The 21,455-nt window shown below is 60.6% G+C and carries 23 protein-coding genes; 6 read left to right on the top strand and 17 right to left on the bottom strand.

Annotation, left to right across the window (positions count from 1 at the left end):
• Positions 1-6 precede the first annotated feature (6 nt).
• The 15 genes from QP965_RS00525 to hisD all read right to left on the bottom strand — a co-directional run bounded on the left by QP965_RS00525 (position 7) and on the right by hisD (position 13,162).
• A complete protein-coding gene (locus tag QP965_RS00525; RefSeq protein WP_225746763.1) occupies positions 7-897 on the bottom strand; it encodes a cation diffusion facilitator family transporter in 891 nt (296 codons plus the stop codon).
• Between the two features lie 295 nt (positions 898-1,192).
• Positions 1,193-2,608, bottom strand: coding sequence for a pyruvate kinase (gene pyk, locus QP965_RS00520; RefSeq protein ID WP_269953210.1), 1,416 nt, complete (start codon positions 2,606-2,608; stop codon positions 1,193-1,195).
• 159 nt (positions 2,609-2,767) lie between these two features.
• Positions 2,768-3,721: a prolipoprotein diacylglyceryl transferase gene (gene lgt, locus QP965_RS00515; RefSeq protein WP_284814906.1), complete on the bottom strand. Its 954-nt coding sequence runs from the start codon at positions 3,719-3,721 to the stop codon at positions 2,768-2,770.
• Between the two features lie 45 nt (positions 3,722-3,766).
• The gene (locus QP965_RS00510) at positions 3,767-4,597 is read right to left on the bottom strand and encodes an indole-3-glycerol phosphate synthase TrpC (protein ID WP_179386685.1); all 831 of its coding nucleotides are present in this window, start codon (positions 4,595-4,597) and stop codon (positions 3,767-3,769) included.
• 84 nt (positions 4,598-4,681) lie between these two features.
• Positions 4,682-5,320: a TIGR02234 family membrane protein gene (locus QP965_RS00505; protein ID WP_284843796.1), complete on the bottom strand. Its 639-nt coding sequence runs from the start codon at positions 5,318-5,320 to the stop codon at positions 4,682-4,684.
• Entirely contained in the window at positions 5,317-5,679 is a 363-nt protein-coding gene (gene hisI / locus QP965_RS00500; protein ID WP_049377587.1) for a phosphoribosyl-AMP cyclohydrolase, read from the bottom strand. Before hisI ends, QP965_RS00505 begins: the two co-directional genes overlap by 4 nt.
• Complete coding sequence (hisF, locus tag QP965_RS00495; RefSeq protein ID WP_284843795.1) at positions 5,676-6,446, bottom strand: imidazole glycerol phosphate synthase subunit HisF; 771 nt, start codon at positions 6,444-6,446, stop codon at positions 5,676-5,678. Before hisF ends, hisI begins: the two co-directional genes overlap by 4 nt.
• A 30-nt stretch (positions 6,447-6,476) precedes the next feature.
• Complete coding sequence (locus tag QP965_RS00490) at positions 6,477-7,259, bottom strand: inositol monophosphatase family protein (RefSeq protein WP_284843794.1); 783 nt, start codon at positions 7,257-7,259, stop codon at positions 6,477-6,479.
• A gap of 3 nt (positions 7,260-7,262) precedes the next feature.
• A complete protein-coding gene (priA, locus tag QP965_RS00485) occupies positions 7,263-8,051 on the bottom strand; it encodes a bifunctional 1-(5-phosphoribosyl)-5-((5-phosphoribosylamino)methylideneamino)imidazole-4-carboxamide isomerase/phosphoribosylanthranilate isomerase PriA (protein ID WP_284843793.1) in 789 nt (262 codons plus the stop codon).
• Positions 8,052-8,065: 14 nt separating this feature from the next.
• Entirely contained in the window at positions 8,066-8,698 is a 633-nt protein-coding gene (gene hisH, locus QP965_RS00480) for an imidazole glycerol phosphate synthase subunit HisH (RefSeq protein ID WP_284843792.1), read from the bottom strand.
• Positions 8,699-8,701: 3 nt separating this feature from the next.
• Positions 8,702-9,952, bottom strand: coding sequence for an MFS transporter (locus QP965_RS00475; protein ID WP_284765795.1), 1,251 nt, complete (start codon positions 9,950-9,952; stop codon positions 8,702-8,704).
• Positions 9,949-10,116 (bottom strand): CG2302 family histidine operon protein, encoded by a 168-nt coding sequence (locus QP965_RS00470; protein WP_005324605.1) that lies wholly within the window; start codon positions 10,114-10,116, stop codon positions 9,949-9,951. The genes QP965_RS00475 and QP965_RS00470 overlap by 4 nt, the downstream gene beginning before the upstream one ends.
• A gap of 5 nt (positions 10,117-10,121) precedes the next feature.
• Positions 10,122-10,724 (bottom strand): imidazoleglycerol-phosphate dehydratase HisB, encoded by a 603-nt coding sequence (gene hisB / locus QP965_RS00465; protein ID WP_284843791.1) that lies wholly within the window; start codon positions 10,722-10,724, stop codon positions 10,122-10,124.
• Positions 10,721-11,851, bottom strand: coding sequence for a histidinol-phosphate transaminase (locus QP965_RS00460; protein WP_284843790.1), 1,131 nt, complete (start codon positions 11,849-11,851; stop codon positions 10,721-10,723). The genes hisB and QP965_RS00460 overlap by 4 nt, the downstream gene beginning before the upstream one ends.
• The gene (gene hisD / locus QP965_RS00455) at positions 11,852-13,162 is read right to left on the bottom strand and encodes a histidinol dehydrogenase (protein WP_284768576.1); all 1,311 of its coding nucleotides are present in this window, start codon (positions 13,160-13,162) and stop codon (positions 11,852-11,854) included.
• A 125-nt stretch (positions 13,163-13,287) separates the two neighbouring features.
• Between hisD and QP965_RS00450 the strand changes: the two genes are divergently transcribed.
• The gene (locus QP965_RS00450) at positions 13,288-14,184 is read left to right on the top strand and encodes a type III secretion system chaperone family protein (RefSeq protein ID WP_284843789.1); all 897 of its coding nucleotides are present in this window, start codon (positions 13,288-13,290) and stop codon (positions 14,182-14,184) included.
• Positions 14,185-14,193: 9 nt separating this feature from the next.
• Here QP965_RS00450 and QP965_RS00445 read toward each other — a convergent pair whose 3' ends face one another.
• Both QP965_RS00445 and QP965_RS00440 read right to left on the bottom strand, forming a co-directional pair.
• A complete protein-coding gene (locus QP965_RS00445) occupies positions 14,194-14,598 on the bottom strand; it encodes a hypothetical protein (RefSeq protein ID WP_284843788.1) in 405 nt (134 codons plus the stop codon).
• 82 nt (positions 14,599-14,680) lie between these two features.
• Positions 14,681-15,469 carry a hypothetical protein gene (locus tag QP965_RS00440; protein ID WP_284843787.1) on the bottom strand — a complete coding sequence of 263 codons (789 nt, stop codon included), beginning with the start codon at positions 15,467-15,469 and terminating at the stop codon, positions 14,681-14,683.
• Between the two features lie 164 nt (positions 15,470-15,633).
• On the opposite strand from QP965_RS00440, the gene QP965_RS00435 reads away from it, so the two are divergent.
• From QP965_RS00435 to QP965_RS00415, 5 genes are all read left to right on the top strand, one after another.
• The gene (locus QP965_RS00435; RefSeq protein WP_284843786.1) at positions 15,634-16,173 is read left to right on the top strand and encodes a TetR family transcriptional regulator; all 540 of its coding nucleotides are present in this window, start codon (positions 15,634-15,636) and stop codon (positions 16,171-16,173) included.
• Positions 16,174-16,194: 21 nt separating this feature from the next.
• A complete protein-coding gene (gene glgX / locus QP965_RS00430; RefSeq protein WP_284843785.1) occupies positions 16,195-18,393 on the top strand; it encodes a glycogen debranching protein GlgX in 2,199 nt (732 codons plus the stop codon).
• A gap of 13 nt (positions 18,394-18,406) precedes the next feature.
• Positions 18,407-19,738 (top strand): exonuclease domain-containing protein, encoded by a 1,332-nt coding sequence (locus QP965_RS00425; protein ID WP_284843784.1) that lies wholly within the window; start codon positions 18,407-18,409, stop codon positions 19,736-19,738.
• 80 nt (positions 19,739-19,818) lie between these two features.
• Positions 19,819-20,436, top strand: a complete 618-nt coding sequence (locus QP965_RS00420) for a hypothetical protein (protein WP_005328828.1) — start codon at positions 19,819-19,821, stop codon at positions 20,434-20,436.
• 10 nt (positions 20,437-20,446) lie between these two features.
• Complete coding sequence (locus QP965_RS00415; RefSeq protein ID WP_250409992.1) at positions 20,447-21,445, top strand: GTP pyrophosphokinase; 999 nt, start codon at positions 20,447-20,449, stop codon at positions 21,443-21,445.
• Positions 21,446-21,455 lie beyond the last annotated feature (10 nt).

Raw genomic sequence — 21,455 nt, 5'->3', positions numbered from 1 at the left:
AGGGAATCAGCACACCGTCTCGTGGGATTCGTGCTCTGGGTGCTCAATCTGGATGGTGGAGTGCTCGATACCGTGTTCGCGCAGGGCCTGCTGAGCGGCATCCAACAGCGGGCCGGTGCCGACGGTGCCGTCGCGCACGATATGCACGGTCGTGAGCACGTTCACGCCGTCCAGGCTCCACAGGTGCAGGTCGTGGATGTCAGCAACGCCCTCGACCTGCCGCAGCGCGGGCTCGATCGCACTGGCGTCGAAGTCCGCCGGGACTTGCTCGAGCAGCACGCTCGCCGAAAGCCGCATGAGCTGCCAGGCGCGCGGCAGCACCATCGCCGCGATCGCTAGGGAGGCGATCACGTCCGCCGCCACAAACCCCGTGGTCAGTACCACGATGCCGGCCACGATTACTGCGACCGAGCCGAGCATATCCACTAACACGTGCAAGAACGCGCCCTCCACGTTGATCGAGGATTTGCGGTGCCGGTGCAGAACCCACGCCGATAGCGCATTCGCCACCAGGCCGATCACCGCGATGATCAGCATCGTTTTTCCCTGCACTTCGGCCGGGCTCTGCAGGCGGCGCACCGCCTCGACGACAATCCACACCGAGATCGCCAGCACCATCACTGCGTTCGCCAGTGCAGCAAGCACCTCCACTCGTCGGTAGCCGTACGTGGCCTGAGCCGATGCTTGTCGGCGCCCAACCAACACCGCTAACACCGCGATGATCAACCCCGCAGCGTCGGAAAGCATGTGCATCGCATCCGCCATCAGCGCCATCGAACCCGCCAACCAGCCGCCGATCAACTCCGCGAAGAAGACGGTGCCGGTAATTCCTAGCGCAATCAAGAGTGCGCGCAGCGGCATGCTGGAGTGATCGTGGTCGTGGTGCTCGTGTGCCATGCACTCAGCCTACCCCCGTCGACGCTTATTGACAATTAAATGAAAACGGATGGCGGTGGGCGCAGCCACTGAGACCAAATCGGCCTGACTTAGGTCATTGTGCAGTTGTCCTTCGAATCTGTAGAGAAGCTGAAACAAGCACAACCAAAAAGTACTGCAGCCGCATGTCAGGAAAGCTACCGCTGCGTGTACGCAAGGTAAATATAAATCTACATTTGTATAAATGCATATAGAAAAGCGCCGCGACCCGTGGAACGTGTTAAAGGATGGGTCGCGGCGCTTGCGCCAAAAGAAATTACTTCTTGGTCTCACCCAACAGGTGGCACTGGATCATGTTGGTGTTACCAGCAATTCCTGGAGGGGTACCAGCAATGACGACAATCATGTCGCCTTCCTCGTACCTGTCCATCTCCAGCAATGCGTCATCGATGGCTTCCATCATGTCATCGGTGGACTTAACGTGCGGGCTCAAGAAGGTCTCAGCACCCCACGTGAGAGCCAGCTGGGAACGAACCGCTGGGTCCGGAGTAAATGCCAACAGTGGCAGGTGGGAGTGCAGGCGTGCCACTCGCTTAGCGGTATCACCGGAGGTAGTAAAGGCTACGATGGCCTTTGCATTGAGGCGCTCGGCAATATCGCGGGCGGAATAGGACACCACACCACGCTTGGTGCGCGGAACGTGGGACAGCGGTGGAACCTTGCCACCATCTTCAGCATTAGCCACGATCTTGGACATGGTGCGCACCACATTCTGCGGGTCAATGCCCACTGAAGTCTCACCAGAGAGCATGACGGCGTCGGCGCCATCGAGAACGGCGTTGGCCACGTCGGAAGCCTCTGCACGGGTCGGGCGCAGGTTGGAAATCATGGAATCCAGCATCTGGGTAGCCACGATGACCGGCTTAGCGTTCTCGCGAGCAATCTGGATAGCGCGCTTCTGGAACAGCGGCACGCGCTCCAGCGGCACCTCAACACCGAGGTCGCCACGGGCAATCATGATGGCATCGAATGCCAGCACAATAGACTCGAGCGCGTCTACTGCCTCAGGCTTTTCCAGCTTGGCGATGACCGGAACGCGGCGGCCCTCTTCGTCCATAATCTCGTGGACTTTATCTACATCTGCTGGAGAGCGGACGAAGGACAATGCCACGAGGTCAACGCCGAGCTTCAAAGCGAAGCGCAGATCAGCGATATCCTTTTCCGACAAAGCCGGCACGGAGATATCCATACCAGGGAGGGAAACGCCCTTGTTATTGGAAACCGGGCCACCTTCGGTGACCTCACAGACGACGTCGTTGCCGTCGACTTCCTTGCAGACAACGGCAACCTTGCCGTCGTCGATCAGCAGGCGGTCACCTGGCTTGGCGTCCTTGGCCAGGCCCTTGTAGGTGGTGGAGACGCGGTCATGGGTGCCTTCGATATCGTCCACGGTAATGCGGACGATCTGGCCGTTATCCCATTGCTCCTCGCCGTTGATAAAGCGGCCAAGGCGAATCTTGGGGCCCTGGAGGTCCGCCAAGATACCTACGGCGCGGCCGGTCTTATCGGTGGCCTGGCGCACCCAGTTGTAATTCGCCTCGTGGTCTGCATGCTCGCCGTGAGACATATTCAGGCGGGCAACGTCCATGCCGTCCTGTACGAGGCGCAAGATGCCGTCCTCGCTAGCAACGGCAGGGCCGAGAGTACAAACAATCTTCGTTCTTCTATCCAGCATTATTGGCCTATTCCGTCGGGGGAAATTGAACACTCCCCAACCTACTCCTTCGAAAGGATTGGGGCCACAATTTCTCGGTTTCATTTTCCGAGCGGGCACCCCAAAATGCACCGTTTCCCACACAACCAAAACCAACCGGACATATTTGGGCGGTGTTTACGTCGATAAAGAACCCGGTTGCTGTCCATTAGATACCGCGTGCTCATCACTGTGCTCATCAGCATCCCGGCGCTCCGCCCAATATTTAGGATCCACCTCTTCGGGGGACTCTGGGCCCTGCCGGTGCCTATCAAGCACAAAGAAGACAATCGCGGCGATGATAAAAATCACAAGGGAGACGATGATATTTACGCGCACCCCAAAGATATGGGTTGCTTCATCGGAACGCATCCCTTCAATAAAGAAGCGCCCCAATGTATAGCCCATGACATAGAGGGCAAAGACGCGCCCGTGCCCCAACTTCCAGGCCTTGTGAGCCCACAAGAGGAAAAGGCAGACCAGGACATTCCACACGAGCTCGTACAAGAAAGTCGGGTGCACCGAGGTCATGACCTCACCCGTGGAGTGTCCGGAAACGGGAGCATAGCCGCCATTTTCATTGACACGATAATAGATGTCTAAAGCCCACGGAACGTCGGTCGGGCGCCCATAGAGCTCTTGGTTAAACCAGTTACCTAGGCGTCCAATCGCCTGCGCGAGGACGAGGCCTGGCGCCACCGCGTCAGCAAAGGGGCCGAGCGGCACCTTTTTCACTTTGAAAAGCACCCACAAAGCTAGTGCGCCCAAGGCTACGGCGCCCCAAATGCCCAGTCCGCCATTGGTGATCTTCAGCGCGTCCGCGGGATTGCAGCCATCGCAGAAGTACTTCTGGTTATCGGTAATGACGTGGTAGAGCCGCCCGCCAATGATGCCGGCTGGAATGACCACGATGGCGGCATCCCATACTGTGTCTGGGTTACCGCCGCGTGCGGTGTAGCGGCGTAAGGTCATTCGCAAGGCGACGATAATACCTACGATGATGCACAGCGCATAGGCACGAATGGGAATGGGCCCCAACTGCCACACGCCCTGCGGCGGAGACGGAATATTTGCAAGAATTTCTGTGTGCACGTAGCTAGTGTGCCTTATCCCCCACCACACCAGCTAGTTGGGGCCTTAATCTATCTTGCGCGCAGGGCACGCTGGATGCTGCCCGGCAGCCACCAAGGAACGCGCCAGCGCCGTAGGGTCCTGGGCCGCCATGACGGATTCGCCCACCAACACTGCATCGGCACCGCGTGAAGCATAGTGAAACAGATTGCGCGCGTTGTTTACCCCGCCTACTGCGATGCGCAGGATGGATTCTGGCAGGCCTGGGGCGATATCGTTAAACGCCTCGCGGTTAATGGCATCCGAAGCCAACGACCACGCATTGATGGCGATGACGCTACTTCCTGCTTTGATTGCGCGGTCGACCTCGGCGCAGTTGCGTACCTCGACAATGGCGGTCATACCGAGCGATTCCACGCGGTCTAAAAGCGCCTCCAGGCGAGCTTGCTCTAAGAGCTCTACCTGCAGCGGAATAGCATCGGCCCCAAAGCACCTGGCTTCATGAATTTGATAAGGGTCCACGATGAGATCGCGCGACATCATGGGAATATCAATCGCAGCGCGGGCAGCTGCCATGTCTTCTAAAGAACCGTGGAAGCGGCGGAAATCAGTCTGGCATGCCATGAGATGTACGCCGCAATGTTCAAAGGTGCGGGCCCATTCCGCCATCTGTTCCGCAGAGCCAACATGAGCGATTTCACCGCCGTAGGGTACGGCGCGCTTGAGCTCCGTGATGACCGAGCAGCCTGTGCGTAGCAACGCGGCGCGGGCATCCCGGGGAGGTTCCATGTCCCGCGAGCGCGCCTTTACCTCTTTAAAGGACACACGGGCTTCCCGCGCAGCAACGTCCTCCAAGACTCCTGCAACAAGGTGGTCAACGGCAATGGGCGTAGGCATCAGCACCTCCCTCCACGGGCGATTAAAATCACATTTAGGTTAACCCGCTAGCATGCCGTTCCGGAAATTACACAGGAAACGGGGCTATTTTTTGTCCATATCGGTGGGATCGATATCACTATCAAGTGCGTCCCACATCACGCGTCCAGAGTCGGAGGAGGTTTCCAAATCCTCCTCCAACTTTGCCTGCCGTGCCGCTGGGGTTTCGTATTTGCTAGATGCCTTCGCCTTATCTACGCCCGGATTGCGTGCAAGCATGACCGCACCGAAGAGGGCTGTTGCCGCACCTATTAGGGCCAGAATTGGTCCCAGGGAATGCACCTCGGTGGAGACGACCGTGGCCCAGTCAGAAATCTGGGCAGAGTCTACGGCGTTTTCATTGGCCGAGGCCCCCTGCAGGATCTTCTGGGCGCGCTCGGTGTCCGCGCCCGCAGTCAGCAGGCTCACCGGGGTCCATGCACTAGCCGCCGCAGCGAGGGCGCACACAATGCCCACCACTCGCCTACCGACGCGCCGCAGCGCCATCCCCGCGACGGCACCGGCTACCAGAACTAGGGTCAAGGCCATGAGTTCCAGCGACCAGGCCGAGCCGATGATGTCATTGGCCGCAGAGCCGGCCTTGTCGTCTTCGCTGGAGGCTACCACCCACGTAGCACGGGAGGACAGCAACACTACGATGGCTCCTACAGCGATAAGTAGTGGTCCAAGGCGTCTGGCCTTCACGATTGCCCTCCTAGGAGATCGGTGGCGTCAAAGCACGTGCGGTCACCGGTATGGCAGGCGCCGCCGCGCTGCCGCACGGTCAGCAGAATAGTATCTCCATCGCAGTCAAGGCGAACGCCCAGCACCTCTTGGGTATTTCCAGAAGTTTCTCCCTTGACCCAATATTCATTGCGCGAGCGCGAAAAATACGTTGCCTTGCGGGTAGCGAGGGTATGGGCCAAAGCGTGGTCATCCATCCAGGCCATCATCAGCACCTCACCAGACTCAGCTTGGGCAATGGCCGGCACCAAGCCTTGGTCATTGCGCTTGAGCTGCTTGGCGATGTCCCCGTTAAGTTCATAGTTGCCCGGGGTACTCATCGGCGCACCTCGTAGCCCGCAGCATCAAGGGCGTATTTCACGTCGCTGATTTCTACCTCACCGAAGTGAAAAATGCTTGCTGCCAAGACGGCATCGGCGCCGGCCGCAACGGCCGGTGGAAAATCTGCGGCGTTTCCCGCGCCGCCAGAGGCGATAACGGGAATGGTCACCGCTGCGCGCACGGCGCGCAGCAATTCAAGGTCAAATCCTTCCTTTGTGCCATCGCCATCCATCGAGTTGAGGAGGATCTCCCCTACGCCCAGTTCTTCGCCGCGGCGTGCCCATTCGATGGCGTCGATCCCAGCCGATTCCGTACCACCGTGCGTCGTGACCTCAAAGCCGGATGGCGCATACTCTTCGCGGCACCGGCGGGCATCAACAGACAGCACGATGCATTGGGCTCCGAAAATCTCAGCCATGTCGCGCAGCAGTTCCGGATTCTTAATGGCCGCGGTGTTTACTGAGACCTTATCCGCCCCAGCGCGCAATAATTCTCGGACGTCATCAACGCTGCGAACTCCGCCGCCCACCGTCAATGGAATAAATACCTGGTCTGCGGTGCGGCGCACGACCTCGAGCATGGTGGAGCGCCCTTGTGTAGAAGCAGAGACATCCAAGAAGGTAAGTTCATCGGCTCCTAGGTGGTCATAACGCGCGGCCAGCTCCACTGGGTCGCCGGCATCGCGCAGGTTGTCAAAGTTAATGCCCTTGACCACGCGGCCTTGGTCCACGTCTAGGCAGGGGATCACGCGTACGGCTACAGCCATGGCGGCCGCCTCCTTTTCGGGTGTTTAATCTTAGCGGTGAAATGAACCGGTGTGACGAGACAAGACATCCACGATGGTGGCATGAACTTGCGGGGTACCTGCCACCATGCCGCGCGACTGCGCGGTCCACGGATTTCCTTCCGGATCGGTGACAACGCCACCAGCTGCCTGAATCTGCAGTGCTCCCGCGGCGTTATCCCATGGGTGCGGAGAGAAGTTAATCGCACCATCGAACACACCCTGCGCGACGAAGGCATTATCAAGCCCCACAGAACCGGTCATTCGCGGGCGCAGTCCGGTCTCGCGCAGCTCGTGGAAAATGTCGGTGGGCAGGTGGGAAGAGCAGCCCACGTGACCGCGTGCTTCATCAAATCCCATTGCTTCGTCCCCTCCACCAAAACCAGTGGCAGGCCCACCTACTGAGCGCAGCGGGGAGCCATCGCAGGTGACCAGACGGCGCCCCAGAAGCGGGAAGTCAGATACCGCGGCAACGGGCGTACCCTCATGAATGAGCGCCACCAGGATGCCGGCCATGGGGTTTCCAGCAGAGTAGTTTGCGGTGCCATCGATCGGATCTACCACCCACACGGTATCGAGGACGCTGCCGCCTGATTCTTCTCCATAGATCGGGATGCCGGTCATCTGGGTCAAGATATCGCGCAGCTGTTGCTCAATGACGAGATCTACCTCGGTGGCAAAATCTCCCTGCCCCTTAAAACGAGCGGGCGCAGCTCCGAGGCCGGAGCGAAAAATAGGTTCTACTTGGTCTACGGCCGCCTCCGCGAAGGCCACCAACTCGCGGGGTTCCATCATGACTTAGTTGTCCTCAGGGTCGAAAGGGTCAATGGTTTCTTCCGCTGGCAGCGGCTCTACCTCGGCCACCGCAGCGAGAGCTTCGTCGAGGGTGAAATTCCCCTCGTACAGGGCCTTGCCAATAATGGCGGAATCGATGCCCTCATTTGCATAAAGCGCCAGCTCGCGCAGGTCTTCCACACTAGAAATGCCACCAGAGGCGGTGATCTTTGCTTCCGTCGCCATCGCTACCTCACGCAGGAGCTCAATATTAGGTCCGGTGAGCGTGCCGTCTTTAGATACGTCTGTCACCACAAAGCGCTGGCATCCGGCGGCATCGAGGCGCTCGAGTACCTCCCACAGATCGCCGCCATCGGAGACCCAGCCATTGCCGGCGGTACGCCATTCGCCGCCATCTTCGCGAACGGCAAGGTCCACGGCGACCTTATCTCCGTAGCGAGCGAGGATGTCCTCGATCCATTCCGGCTGCTCTAGAGCAGCCGTGCCGATACTAATGCGCTGCGCACCGGTAGCCAGCGCGCGCTCTACCGCGGCATCATCCCGGATGCCTCCGCTAAGCTCCACATTTACACCCAGCTCGCGGGTAATCATGGCCATTTCTTCGTGGTTGGAGCCCCGACCAAATGCCGCATCCAAATCCACAAAGTGCAGCCAGTGCGCGCCTTGGGACTGCCACTTTTGCGCGGCATCGCGCGGGGAACCATACGAGGTTTCGGTGCCTGCTTCGCCTTTATCCAAGCGCACGGCTTGGCCTTGAGATACATCGACTGCGGGCAAAAGCGTAAAAGTCATATCCATCATCCTACCTAGAGCGTGCGCATCCAGTTTTCCAAAAGCTGTGCACCGGCGTCCCCGGATTTTTCAGGGTGGAATTGGGTCGCCCACAGCGCACCGTTTTCTACCGCCGCGACGAACCTATCGCCCGCGTGCTCGGCCCAACTGACCAAGGGCGGGCGAGTAATCTCCGTTTCCAGCTCCCAGTGGCGAACGCCATAGGAATGCACAAAATAAAAGCGCTCGTCTTCGGTCACTCCGGCAAACATATCGCTGCCGACGGGTACCTCTACGGTATTCCACCCCATATGCGGCAGCACCGTAGAGTGCAGCTTTTCGACGGTACCGGGCCACTCGCCGCAACCGGTGGAGTTGATGTTGTGTTCCACTCCGGCGTCGAAAAGCACCTGCATGCCTACGCAAATGCCCAACACCGGACGCTCCCCCGCCAAGCGCTGGCCGATGACCCTCGGGCCTTGCACCGCGTGCAACCCGCGCATGCAGGCAGCAAAGGCACCCACGCCGGGGACAAGCAGACCGTCCGCTTCCACTGCTTCCTTGGGGTCCGCGGTAACGGTGACGTCCGCGCCCACTCGCTCTAGTGCGCGCTGTGCCGAGCGCACGTTGCCCGCGCCATAATCCAATAATGCGACCGTCTTTGCCATGGGCTATACCTTACGCATACGGCGCAGACGCGTCCGGATATCGTTGGTTTCGCTCACCCGGGTGCGCCCGAGTACGAAGTCTGCCACCGTCATAAGCAAGCCAACAACGAGGATGGCCACGCCGGCCCCAAACGCCCCCGCGTAGCCATAGCCAGCGACCAAGGCGCCCAAAAGGGTCGAGCCCAAACCGGTGCCGCCGTCATAGAAGATATTCCAGATGGCCGAAGCCTCCGAAACTCGTTCACGCGGCAGGCGATCAAACATCGACAGCAAGGCCTCATTTTGCGCAATACCAAAGGCACCGCCGAAGAGGAAGGCGCCCAACACGAGCCACCATACAGAGCCGTCGAGATAAAGAGGAACGGCAATGGCAAGCACACCCACGATGGCCATGATCTGGCTGGGGATGTAGAGCCGGCCAGGAGTGCCCACGCGGTCTGCCACCATGCCGGCAAAATAGCGGAAAATCATGGCGGCGCCGCCCACGATGGATAACATGATGCCGGCCAAGCTGGCGCCGCGCTCGGCATCAAGTTCTTGCACCGCCGGCGGCAGGAAGGATGATACGGCGCCATAGCTCATAGAAAACGTCGTCAGCGCCAACGCAGGGACGAGCACCAGCTTCCACGTAGGAACGCGGATAAGGTTCGGCTCCTCTTCGGTATCGGAGGCGAGCGTGACCTTGATCTTGGGAATGCGCAAACACATGCCAAAACCCACGAAACCAATAATGCCGGCGGTGATATACGTCGAGGCATAACCCAGCTTTTCCGCCATGATCAATCCCAAGGGCAAAAAGACCATCTGGCCCAGGCCAGTAAAGACACCAATCATGCCGGTAGCCTTGCCCAGCAGGCGTACGGGCGCTAGTTCCGCAATGAGCGCCGACTCAGAAACGGTCAGCGCACCAAAGCCCACGCCGCGCAGAGCGGAAAAGAGCAGGACAACCCAAGCATCGGTCCCCAAGAGGTGGCCGAAGGCAGGTACACCCAAGGTAAAGGCAGAAAGCGCCATCACGCGGCGGTAGCCCCACCGGCGCAAGAGCCACGGGGAAATGATCTGGGTCAGCACGGTAAAGGCCATGAAGATGCCCGTGGATGATCCCGCCAAGGTAGCTGAACCGCCGGAGTCAATGACAGCTAGCGGCACTACGGGAAGGAGGATGGACCAAGCGCCGAAGGCCGCGGCAATGGCCACCATGGTGGCGGTGTAGCCCGGGATCTTCCAGATATTGGTTTCTTGGGTTGTACTCATTTACCAAACGCTCCTACCATCCACGAGATAGCTGCTACCACAGTGATTGCGGCCAAAAGTGAGGCTACGACTGTCATCGCCTTCGACCCCTGTTGGTAGGCAGACCATGCGCCTCCTACCAACATGCCGGCTACGAGGAAGAGGACCAAGATCATAAAGTGCATGCGTTCTAGAGTGCTCCCTTCGTCGATGGAATGCCAGTTTGGCGTGGGTCTAATTCCACCGCACCGCGCAGCGCACGCGCTACGGCTTTATACTCCGCCTCCGTAATGTGGTGCGGATCGCGCCCATAGCGCACGTTGAGGTGGAGCGTTACCGCAGCGTGGGTAGCGAGCGTCTCAAAAAAGTGGCGATTGATCACCGTGGCGTAATGCCCACCGATGTTCTGCCACTGCAGGTGCTCCGGTTCGCCGTTCATCACGAAATAGGCACGCCCAGAAAAATCCACCACCGCTTCCACTAAGGCCTCGTCCATGGGCAAAAGCTGGGAGCCAAAGCGGCGAATGCCGGCCTTATCCCCCACCGCCTCACGCAGCGCGGTGCCGAGCACGATGGCGGTATCTTCCACAGTGTGATGGGCATCTACCTCCACATCGCCCTCAGCCTGCACGGTGAGATCCAAGCTGCCATGAGTAGCGAAGGCCGTGAGCATGTGATCGAAAAAAGGCAGTCCGGTAGAAATATCGCTGTGTCCCGTGCCATCGAGGTCAATGTCCACAGAAATCTGCGATTCCGACGTTGCCCGGTGGGCGCGTCCTACGCGGTTGCTCATGCTTCGCTCCTTTCTCCTGCGAGCGGGGAATCCGCCACTACTGTATCCGCAAGGTCCTCAGCTACGGCCAAAAAGGCAGAGTTTTCTTCTGGCAGCCCCACCGTCATGCGCAGGTGGCCTGCGATGCCAACATCGCGAATGAGCACTTCCTTATCCAAGAACTGTTGCCACACGCGGTGTTGGTCAGCAAAGCGGCCGAAGAAGAGAAAATTAGATTCGCTTGGCAGGACGGTATAGCCTAGTTCGCGCAAGCGAGCGGCCACCCGCTCGCGCTCGGCGGCGATCTTTTCCACGGTGGCGAGCGTATCCGCACTATGGCGCAGCGCCACCGTCGCCGCTGCTTGGGAAAGCACGGACAGATGATACGGCAAGCGCACCAACATCACGGCCTCCACAAAGGCCGGGTCCGCCACAAAGTATCCGAGACGGCCGCCGGCAAAATCGAAAGCCTTAGACATGGTGCGCGAGACCACCAGCTTCGTGGGGTATTTCTCCAGCAGCGTCACCGCAGAAGGCGAGGAAGAAAATTCGCCATAAGCTTCATCGACGATGAGGATGCCCGGGGCGGCGTCGGCCAGCGCGGCAATATCGTCCACGCTGGTCACCCCGCCAGTGGGGTTATTCGGCGTAGTCACAAAGATGATATCCGGCTGGCGCTGCGCCACGGCTGCCAGCGCCCGGTCCATATCGATGCGGAAATTCTCATCGCGCAGGCACTCCACAAACTGCGTATGGGTCCCATCCGCGAGGATAGGGTGCATGGAATAAGACGGGGTGAAACCGAGCACGCTGCGGCCTGGACCGCCGAATGCCTGCAACAGCTGCTGCAAAATCTCATTCGAGCCATTCGCCGCCCACACCTGCGCATAGCCCACGCGCACCCCGGTTTGTTCAGAAACGTAGTCCGCCAAGGCCTGGCGCAGCTCCACCGCATCGCGCTCCGGATAGCGATTGAGCGTGGTGGCAAGGCGCCGGGTCTCCGCCACCAAGTCATCCACCAGCGCCTGCGAGGGAGGATAAGGATTTTCGTTGGTATTGAGCTGGTAGGCCACGTGGAGCTGCGGCGCCCCATAGGCAGACTTGCCGCGCAGCTCCTCGCGCAGAGGAAGATCATTCAAGTGCGTCATTTAATTCTCCTCGAATCGGGCACGGATAGCCTCACCGTGAGCGGGCAGCCCCTCGGCCTCCGCAAAAGCGATTACATGCGGGGCAATCTCTTCCAGCGCAGCTCGGTCATATTCAATGAGGTTGACCGGCCGCATAAAGGTATGGGTAGAAAGGCCGGCAGAAAAGCGCGCCGTACCGGAGGTGGGCAATACGTGATTGGAGCCGGCCGCGTAATCTCCGAGCGGCACTGGAGCAAAGTCCCCTACAAAGATGGCACCGGCGTGCTTAATCCGCTCGGCCACCGCGCCGGGCTCTGCGGTGTGGATCTCCAGGTGCTCGGCGGCATAGGCATTGGCCACCGCCACCGCTGCATCCAGGGAATCGACCAACACAATTCCGGATTGCTCGCCGCCTAGAGCTTCGGCTGCCCGTTGCGCATTAGCGGTGGCGCCGTAGCGCGCCTCTACCTCCGCCTTCACACGCTGAGCCAGGCTTGGCGATGCCGTAATGAGCACGCTCGCGGCCATCGGATCATGCTCGGCCTGGGAGATAAGGTCATAGGCCACATACACCGGATTCGCGGTGTCATCAGCGATAATGGCGATTTCGGTCGGCCCAGCCTCGGCATCCGTGCCCACCACGCCGCGCACCAGCCGTTTGGCCGCGGTGACGAAGATATTTCCAGGGCCGGTAATCATGTCCACAGGGGCTAGTTCGGCCTCATCATCGCCGTAGGCCATCAGCGCGATGGCCTGGCCGCCTCCTACCGCCCAGACCTCATCCACGCCCAGCATCTGGCACACGGCCAACACCGTGGGGTGAGGCAGGCCACCGCACTCTTTTTGTGGCGGCGAGGCTACCACCAGGCTTTCCGCGCCGGCCGCCTGCGCTGGCACGGCGTTCATGATTACCGAGGACGGATAGACCGCCTTGCCTCCCGGCACGTATAGCCCAACGCGCTCGATGGGGCGAAAGACCTCGGTCACCGTGGCACCTGGCGCCAGCTCAGTGGTGTGCGCGGCCGGTTTCTGCTCGGCGTGAACCTTGCGGACCCTCTCGATGGAGGCCTCAATCGCTCGGCGCACCTGCGGGTCTAGGCCGGAAGCGGCCTTCTCCAACTCCACTTGGGGCACCCGCAGATGGGCTGGGCGCACGCCATCGAATTGTTCGCCATAATCCAAGGCCGCGGCAGCGCCCTCTTGACGTACTCGATGAACCAGCGGCGCCACCTTGTCCACCACGGCGGCGACGTCGGTGCCACCGCGCGGCAAAACTCGCCGCAGCTGGGCGGGGCGCAGCTCGTGGCCACGCAAATCGATGGTGCGAAGCATTCCGTATCCTCTTCTGCCTATCGGATTTCTGTTATTAAACCAATATCCTAATGGTCAAACGCCAGCGAGGGGGCCGGTTTGGGCTATAGACTCGATGTCAACACAGCTTTAAGGTGGTGGCAGCGATGAGCGAAATTGACCCCTCTCTTCTGCTTTCGCATGCCCGCACCATTGCCCGCGATAATGACGTGTCCTGCTGGGCGCTACCTACTGGCGAGCTTCTCGTTCCGCATGCGGCAGGCGGCTCCACCTTCATCTTTATAGACCAGCTGGAAGAACCGGTGCTCCACCTGCACACCAGCCCCGGCGGCGGCGTCGATCTCAGCGAGATCTCCGAGCTCGCACACCTAGCCAACGAGTGGAACCACGATTGTCTCTCTCCGGCCGTCGTGGTTGATTATGACCAGCCTGACTGCGTGAGCGTTTCCGGTCATAGCTATCTGCCGGCCGATACCTCCCCCAGCCGCGAACAGCTCGCGGCATTCCTCCTACCGGCGCTGCGCAATGCGGAGGTCCTCATGGATCTGCTCGCCCAATCCCACCCCGGCCTCGTGCGCGAAGCCTCACCGGAGCTTGCCCCGCTTGCCGACGCCCCCTTGGAACCCTTCACCCTCGATAGCCTGGCCGAGATCCTGCCGCTTATTGGCATCCAGCGCTTCCAAAGCGACGGCGCCACGGCGATCTACGCGTGGGTCAATGACGTTCTTTTCGCCTTCGCACTGGACAACGGGCCCAGCCTCATTATCAAAGGGCATTGGGACCCCAGCCTGGACGAGGCGGAATTTACCCGGCTCTTCCTCATTTGCAATGACTGGAATCGCGCCCACCACGGCGCCGTAGCATTTTGCCACCACACCGCCGAGGGCCTGCAAGTGCGGATGGATGCCGCCACCATTACCGCCGCGGGACTTACCCGGCCGCAACTATTTAGCGCCATCGGCCGCGGGCTCAAGCACATCCTGCACGGCATCGATGACATCGCACACGAAGTAACCGGTGCCTCCCCCGTCGAATGGCCCTAGACGCGCACATCACCAATCTTCATCGGCGCTCACAAAGGCCGTGGACCAATAGGCAAACATCGCCATAAAGGGGGCCACCGCCCACGAGATGGCTGGGGAAAAATTCGGGGCGAACTCTACGACTTCCCCTGGGTTTTCAGGCGGATGCGTGGCGGTGACCCCGCCAAAGACATAAAAGGACGCTGCCCCAGCCAGGGCACACACGCCGACCCACAGGAGCATCGACAAGCCCCGCCCTTGCCGGCGCAGGTACGCGCCCAATCCCAAGAACAAACCAAGCAGGCCGGTAATGAGGGCAAAGGTAATAAAGGCGATGAACTGGGCGCTTCCCATCGCATCGATGGCATAGCCACCATCGTCTACCTCATGGCCGGTAAGCGTCGGGCGGAAAAACCCCCACAACGCACCGGCCACGCCATAGACCAAGAGCGCGCACGCGAGTAACCCCGCACCGAAACCTAGGGTGCGGGGTAAACGATGATTAAACAGAGACAACTTAGTTACAGAAGGTCCAGTTGCCATTCTCGCGGCGGAAGCGGACCGTGGAGGTCTCGGTGCCCTCAGAGTTGGACACGCTAACGGTTGCAGAAGCATCGTCGCCATTGACCACAACGTCATTAACGGACTGCAGCTTGGTCGACTGCGGGATGGACTCCAACTGGCTAGCGAACTTCTCTACCTCGGCGTTGCCACCGCCCTGCTGGCGCATGGTGTTGGCGTACTCGGCGAAGGACTGGTTCGGCAGGCTATCGACGTACTGTTGGTACTGGCTGAACTCCTGGGCTTGCTCATCGCGGACTGCCTGGCAGGCGTGCTGCGGCATGTAGTTGAAGTATTCCTTCACATTATCGATCTCGTGCTGGCCGCGAACCAGCTGCTCGATGGCCTGCTTATCGGCATCATTAGCGTTCTGGCCGCCTTCAATCGGCTTGATGTCCTTCGCGCCAGCAAAAGGATCCTCACCATTGTTCAGCGGGTTAGCCAGCTGATCTGGCCCCTCGCCAGCGCCGTCCTCGCCCTCCTGGCCTTTTGCACCTGCAGCGGCGTCCTTCTTTTCGCCGTCCTTATTCTGATCCTTTTCTTTATCCTTGTCCTTGTCCTTGGACTTATCGGCGTCCTTGTCCTCGGACTTATCTGCAGACTTATCCTCAGAAGACTTGGATGCCGTGGTGGCGGAAGCCTTCTTGGAGTCGTCATTGTCATCCGAACCACACGCAGCCAAAGCCAGCGGGGTGACCAGCGCAACTGCGATGAGGGACTTCTTTGCAGGGGTCAAAAAGGACAAGGGAAAGCTCCTGAATCAATCTTGCGAATGTGAAGCCACCCCAAGAGCGGCCTCTTATTTGTCTTCGCAATACTAACAACCCGACGATGGAAATGACATTGAGACTCCGTTAAAAGAACCTGTGAACTACCGTCCCGCCCGGCCAAGTCCGTACAATTGCCAAGGTGCACATAAATCGCGAGAGTATTATCGGCGCCGCGCTTTCCCTGCTTGATGCCTACGGGCTTGGGGACGTCACCATGCGCCGCGTTGCTTCCTCCCTCGGCGTTGCCCCCGGCGCACTCTACTGGCACATTGCCAATAAGCAAGCGCTCATTGCAGCCCTAGCAGAGGAGATTATCTCCCCCGTTTCTGGGGAGTCTCTCGAAGACATCAGCCTCAACCTCCGTGATTTGCTGCTCGCCCGCCGCGACGGCGCCGAGGTAGTCATTGCCGGCCTCTCCCTCCCGCAGGCCCCTGCCTGGGACCGCCTCTTGACGGCCTTCACCGCTGCCGCCACGCGCAGCACCCTTGCTGCCGACAGCGCCCACCGCGCCGCCGCGCTCTCCGCCATTCACCTCGTGCTCGGCGCCACCTTAATGGAACAGTCCCAACGCCAGCTTGCAGAAACCACCGGTGAGTCTCCGGTCACAGATTATCGCGCAGACCTTATACGCGGCGTACGCATTATTAACGCTGGACTTACGCACGGCGCCGGCGCCTAGAAAGTGGTTATGCTCGTGGGCATGAACACTCCCGCCATGGACGCAGTCCCCACGCCCACCGAGCGCTACGGCCGCCAAATCTGGCCCGGCAAACCCACCCCACTGGGATCCACCTTTGATGGATCCGGCACCAACTTCGCCCTTTTTTCGGAAGTAGCGGACAAGGTCGAGCTCTGCCTCATTGATAAGGAAGGCAACGAAGACCGCATCGAAATGTCGGAGGTCACCGCCCATGTATGGCATATTTACCTCCCCAATGTCACCCCTGGCCAGCGCTACGGCTACCGCGTCTATGGCCCCTATGAACCAGAAAACGGCCTGCGCTGCGACCCTTCCAAGCTCCTTGTCGATCCTTATGCCCGCGCCTTCGACGGCGAATTCGACGGCGATGCCTCCCTCTACTCCTATGACATCCACGCCGAGGAACCCGGCACCGGCCGCAACGAAGAAGACTCGCTGGGCCACACCATGTTGTCTGTGGTGATTAACCCCTTCTTTGACTGGCGCAGTGACCACCGCCCCCATATTCCCGATAACGAAAAGGTCATCTACGAAACCCACGTTAAGGGCATGACCATGACCCACCCCGACGTGCCGGAAGAGCTCCGCGGTACCTACGCGGGCATGGCACACCCGGCCGTCATTAACTACTTCAAAGAGCTTGGCGTTACCACCGTTGAGCTCATGCCCGTCCACCAATTCCTGCAGGACGATCGCCTGCGCAACCTAGGCCTGCGCAACTACTGGGGCTATAACACCTTCGGCTTTTTCGCCCCACACCATGACTATGCCTTTGCTAAGAAGCCAGGCGAGGTGGTCTCCGAGTTCAAGACCATGGTCCGCGCCTTCCACGAGGCCGGCATCGAGGTCATCCTCGATGTGGTTTATAACCACACCGCCGAGGGCAACCACATGGGCCCGACCATTGCTTTCCGCGGCATCGATAATGGCGCCTACTATCGCCTCGTCGAAGGCGATGAGGCCCATTACATGGATTACACCGGAACCGGCAATTCCCTCAATGTCCGCCACCCGCACTCGCTGCAGCTGATTATGGACTCACTGCGCTACTGGGTTACGGAGATGCGCGTCGATGGCTTCCGCTTCGACCTGGCGGCGACCTTGGCGCGGGAGCTTGACGACGTCGACAAGCTCGCCACCTTCTTCGACCTAGTCCAGCAAGACCCCATTGTCAGCCAGGTCAAGCTCATCGCCGAACCCTGGGACATCGGCCACGATGGCTACCAAGTGGGCAACTTCCCGCCCATTTGGAGCGAATGGAATGGCAAGTACCGCGATACCGTGCGCGACTTCTGGCGCGGCGAGCCCGCCACCCTGGGTGAATTCGCCTCCCGCCTGACCGGCTCTTCGGATCTCTATGCCGATAATGACCGCCGCCCCACCGCCTCCATCAACTTCATCACCGCCCACGATGGCTTTACCCTGCGCGACCTTGTTTCCTATAACGACAAGCACAACGAGGCCAATGGCGAGGACAACCGCGACGGCGAATCCTTCAACCGCTCCTGGAACTGTGGCGAGGAAGGCCCCACCGATAACGACGATATCCGCAAGCTGCGCCGCCGCCAGACCCGCAACTTCCTGACCACTCTCCTGCTTTCCCAGGGCACTCCTATGCTCTCGCACGGCGATGAATTCGGCCGCACGCAGGAGGGAAATAATAACGTCTACTGCCAGGACAACGAGCTGTCATGGATGGACTGGTCCATGCTGGAGGAGGAAAAATCCGCCGCGATGCTGGGCTTTACCAAGCGCGTCCTGGCCATCCGCAACCACCACCCCGTCTTCCGCCGCAAGCGCTTCCTCGCCGGCGGCCCGCTCGGCGCGGATGTGAAGGAACGCGATATCGCCTGGCTGGTTCCTTCGGGCCGCCTGATGACCCAGGACGACTGGGACCACGACTTCGGCCGCGCCCTTATGGTCTACCTCAATGGCAATGCCATCACGGAAACCACCTCCCGCGGCGAGCGCATCACCGATGATTCCTTCATCATGATTTTTAACTCCCACGACGGCGAAATCGAGTTCACCCTGCCCACCAAGGATCTCGGCGCTACGTGGCGGCTGATGGTCGATACCGCCGATTCCGGCGGTTACCCCGCGGAGGAAACCCTTATTGAGGCAGAGGGTACGATCACGGTGCAGCCGCGTTCTACGCTGATCTTGCGTCAGGTTGAACCGCCCGTTTTCGATTCCTAGAGAAAGGCCCCTCGTGTCATTTCCCGCGCACGGCGTACTCATCGATGTCACAGCGGATAAACTCGTGCTCCACCGCACCCTGCTGGCTACCAGCCTCGGTGCCCCCGCCACTGAAGATATCCCGCTTGAGTCCATCGACACCGTGCACGTGAGTGAACCGACCCCCACCGGCTTCGGCGCCCTAGACTTGGGCGCCGCCGGCACTATCGCCTTCGCCCCGCACCAAGACCCGCAGGCCGTCGCCCGCGCCATTTCCGCCGCACAGCGCGGCGAAGCACCCTCTTCCGCCGCCACCATCCCCGGCCTTGATTTCACTGCCGTGGACGTGGAAACGGCCAACGACAACTGGGGTTCTATCTGCCAAATAGGCGCGGTGCGCTTCCGCGATGGCCAGGAGACCGCCTCCCGGTCCTGGCTGTGCACCCCTCCACCAGGCCTCGAGCACTTCGCGGATATCAACGTCTCCATCCACGGCATTACCGCGGACGATGTGGAAGGGGCGCCGGCTTTTGCCGACGTCGCCAAGGAGCTCTTCGATTTCCTCGGCGGCGACGTGCTTGTCGCGCACAACGCCCAGTTTGATTCCACCGCACTGCGCTCCGGCCTGCTTACTGCTGGCGCCGAGGTGCCCACCGTGCCGCTGGCCTGCTCCCTCGCGCTGTCCCGCGATGCCTCCAAGGCCAAGGTCATTTCGGTACGCAACCATAAACTGCCCACCGTCGCCGCCCACCTGTCTGCGCCGGACTTCAGCCACCACGACGCCACCGAGGATGCCCGTGCGGCCGGCGAAATCATCGCCCGCTTGGCCGAGCGCTTCGGGCACACCGGCAGCATCCGCGACCTATTCACCGCACGCGAATTCACCTTGGGCCGCCTCGATTCCGAGGCCATCCTGCCTGTCCTACGTGCCCACACCGCCCCCACCTCCGGCGCGGATCTCGGCGCTGGGACCGACTTCCGCGACCAGACCCGTGCGGCCGGCTCCGCACAGAAGAAGTCCCGCGGGCCCGCCCCGTGGCAGTCCGTCGCCACCCCGGACACAATCCCAGAGCCCAACCCCGACGCCGACCCGGAAGGCGCACTCTACGGCCAGCACGTCACCCTCACCGGCGATTTCGAGCCCTTTGATAAGGGCGTGCTGTGGCAGGGCATCGCCGAGCGTGGCGGCCAAGTGGCAAAGAACGTCACCAAAAAGTCCACCCTGCTCATCGTGGGCGAATGGGCCAAGAAAACCTCCAAGGAAAAGCGCGTTGAGGAGCTGCAGGCCAAGGGCCAAGAAATCGACATCTGGCCGGCCGATAAGCTCTTTGCTGAGCTGCAACTCGACGCCGAGCCGCCCTTCTAGGCCCACCCGGGGAACCAAACGGGGATTTCTCCAGTCCAATAAAGGCGACCGCACCCTACCGCCACACTGGAGAACCCGCCGTGACCGTCGCCCTGCGCCCGCCTCGCCCCACCACCGCAAACCTGCTGCCTGCTCTCTTTGCTCGTTCCTGGCTGAAAGAACAGCGGCTTTCTGACGACGGCTTCTGCGACTCCCTCGCCACCATCCAGCTCTCCCCCAGCCTGTCCATGGCTCTGGTCTTTCCTGGCAAGCAGACCTTTCGCCGGCTCAGCCACCGCGGCCTCGCGGACATGGATATCTCCGCGCGCCGAGCATGGAACCACGCTTCCCATAACCTGCAGCGCGCCGCACTCGATTCGCAAGGGCTGCGCTTTTGGACCCGCCCCGCCGCCTGCGAGCTTCCTTCCGCCGCCCGTTTCGGTGGCTTGCAGGTCCGCTCCCACGGCGCACCGATTTCCTCCTGGATTGCCCACCCAGAGACCTTTACCGTGCTGGACAAGCACATGCGCCGCCTCTTGCGATCGCACTCCCTGACCTACCTGGTGCCGGACTCCGCCACGCTCTTTGCCTTTGCCCACCTGCCGGACACCTATGCCCGCCAGCTGGCCGCCGATGCCGTCGCGCGCGTGCCCCGCCATCGCACCGTGCTCCACCCACGCCCGCTAGTATGGTCTAACGGATTCCCGCGGGAGTTATGAAAGGAGCACCATGCCGGAAAGTAGGATGTCGCGGCTGAGCAATCAGTACCACGACTGGGCGCGCAGCCACCCCACCGCCGCGGTGGACTTCCGCACCGCCATCGAGGACCTCCTCAATGACGCCGGCATCATCTTCGACCGCGTCTCTACCCGCGTCAAAACCTGGCCCTCACTGAAGGCGAAGGCCAAAAAGCGCCGCGAGAACGGCGATTTTGTCTATCCCCAGCCCTGGCAAGAGATCCACGATGTGATGGGCGTGCGTGTGACGTTGTATCACTCCACCGCTATTCCAGAAGCGCTAGGCGTTTTTGGTGAATCCTTTAAGGTTGAACGCTCCGTTGACAAGGCGGCCGAAACTCGCATTTCCGGCGGCTTTGGCTACGGCTCCCACCACCTGGTGCTTACCGTGACCGAAGATAGCGCGGCTGCGATGGAAGAGCTCGCCGCCTACGTGGGATGGACCTTTGAGGTGCAAATTCGCACCGTCCTGCAGCACGCGTGGGCGGAGTTTGAGCACGATATCCGCTATAAACAGGGACCGAACCCGCCCTCGCCGGAAGTTGACCGCCTGTTTACCCTGGCCGCGGGGCTTATCGAGCTTGCGGACCAGCAATTCGATGAGATCGCCGCCCTCAAGGCCCCCGATACAGAAACCGACAAGGACGTCGAGCTTACCGCCGAAACCTTGCCGGGCGTGCTCGCCATCATTTTGGGTAACCGCTTCCCGCTCTCACGCTCGGAGCACTACCGCTTCTTGGCGGAGCTCTTGGAGCAAAACGGCGTTCGCCACTTGGGCCAGCTTGAGCAGCTGCTGGATGACACCGCCATTGCTCACGTCCACGACGCCATGCGCTACCGTTTCCGCCCCGGCCAGGTGCGGCTTATCGACGACCTCCTGCTCAACAAATTTGGCAAGCAACACATCGAGGCCACCGCCGAATCCGGCGACCGCCCGGGCCGCAAGCGGCGGCTCACTGCGCGCCTGAAAGCGCTACGCGCCGCCCACTAGCCTCGCGGTA

The sequence above is a fragment of the Corynebacterium sp. MSK074 genome (assembly GCF_030229735.1).
Classification (GTDB): Bacteria; Actinomycetota; Actinomycetes; order Mycobacteriales; family Mycobacteriaceae; genus Corynebacterium.
The sequence above is the reverse complement of the archived record's forward strand: the minus strand, read 5'-3'. Positions and strand labels throughout refer to the sequence as shown.

What these genes read in the sequence shown, in the direction of transcription:
- QP965_RS00450 (WP_284843789.1), top strand. Translation starts at nt 13,288, where the DNA reads ATGAGCGAAATTGACCCCTCTCTTCTGCTTTCGCATGCCCGCACCATT.
- hisH (WP_284843792.1), bottom strand. Translation starts at nt 8,698, where the DNA reads ATGGCAAAGACGGTCGCATTATTGGATTATGGCGCGGGCAACGTGCGC.
- hisF (WP_284843795.1), bottom strand. Translation starts at nt 6,446, where the DNA reads ATGGCTGTAGCCGTACGCGTGATCCCCTGCCTAGACGTGGACCAAGGC.
- QP965_RS00460 (WP_284843790.1), bottom strand. Translation starts at nt 11,851, where the DNA reads ATGACGCACTTGAATGATCTTCCTCTGCGCGAGGAGCTGCGCGGCAAG.
- QP965_RS00510 (WP_179386685.1), bottom strand. Translation starts at nt 4,597, where the DNA reads ATGCCTACGCCCATTGCCGTTGACCACCTTGTTGCAGGAGTCTTGGAG.
- priA (WP_284843793.1), bottom strand. Translation starts at nt 8,051, where the DNA reads ATGACTTTTACGCTTTTGCCCGCAGTCGATGTATCTCAAGGCCAAGCC.
- QP965_RS00490 (WP_284843794.1), bottom strand. Translation starts at nt 7,259, where the DNA reads ATGATGGAACCCCGCGAGTTGGTGGCCTTCGCGGAGGCGGCCGTAGAC.
- QP965_RS00470 (WP_005324605.1), bottom strand. Translation starts at nt 10,116, where the DNA reads ATGCACTTTATGATCTTGGTCCTCTTCCTCGTAGCCGGCATGTTGGTA.
- QP965_RS00415 (WP_250409992.1), top strand. Translation starts at nt 20,447, where the DNA reads ATGCCGGAAAGTAGGATGTCGCGGCTGAGCAATCAGTACCACGACTGG.
- QP965_RS00525 (WP_225746763.1), bottom strand. Translation starts at nt 897, where the DNA reads ATGGCACACGAGCACCACGACCACGATCACTCCAGCATGCCGCTGCGC.
- glgX (WP_284843785.1), top strand. Translation starts at nt 16,195, where the DNA reads ATGAACACTCCCGCCATGGACGCAGTCCCCACGCCCACCGAGCGCTAC.
- QP965_RS00475 (WP_284765795.1), bottom strand. Translation starts at nt 9,952, where the DNA reads ATGAGTACAACCCAAGAAACCAATATCTGGAAGATCCCGGGCTACACC.
- hisB (WP_284843791.1), bottom strand. Translation starts at nt 10,724, where the DNA reads ATGAGCAACCGCGTAGGACGCGCCCACCGGGCAACGTCGGAATCGCAG.
- hisI (WP_049377587.1), bottom strand. Translation starts at nt 5,679, where the DNA reads ATGAGTACCCCGGGCAACTATGAACTTAACGGGGACATCGCCAAGCAG.
- hisD (WP_284768576.1), bottom strand. Translation starts at nt 13,162, where the DNA reads ATGCTTCGCACCATCGATTTGCGTGGCCACGAGCTGCGCCCCGCCCAG.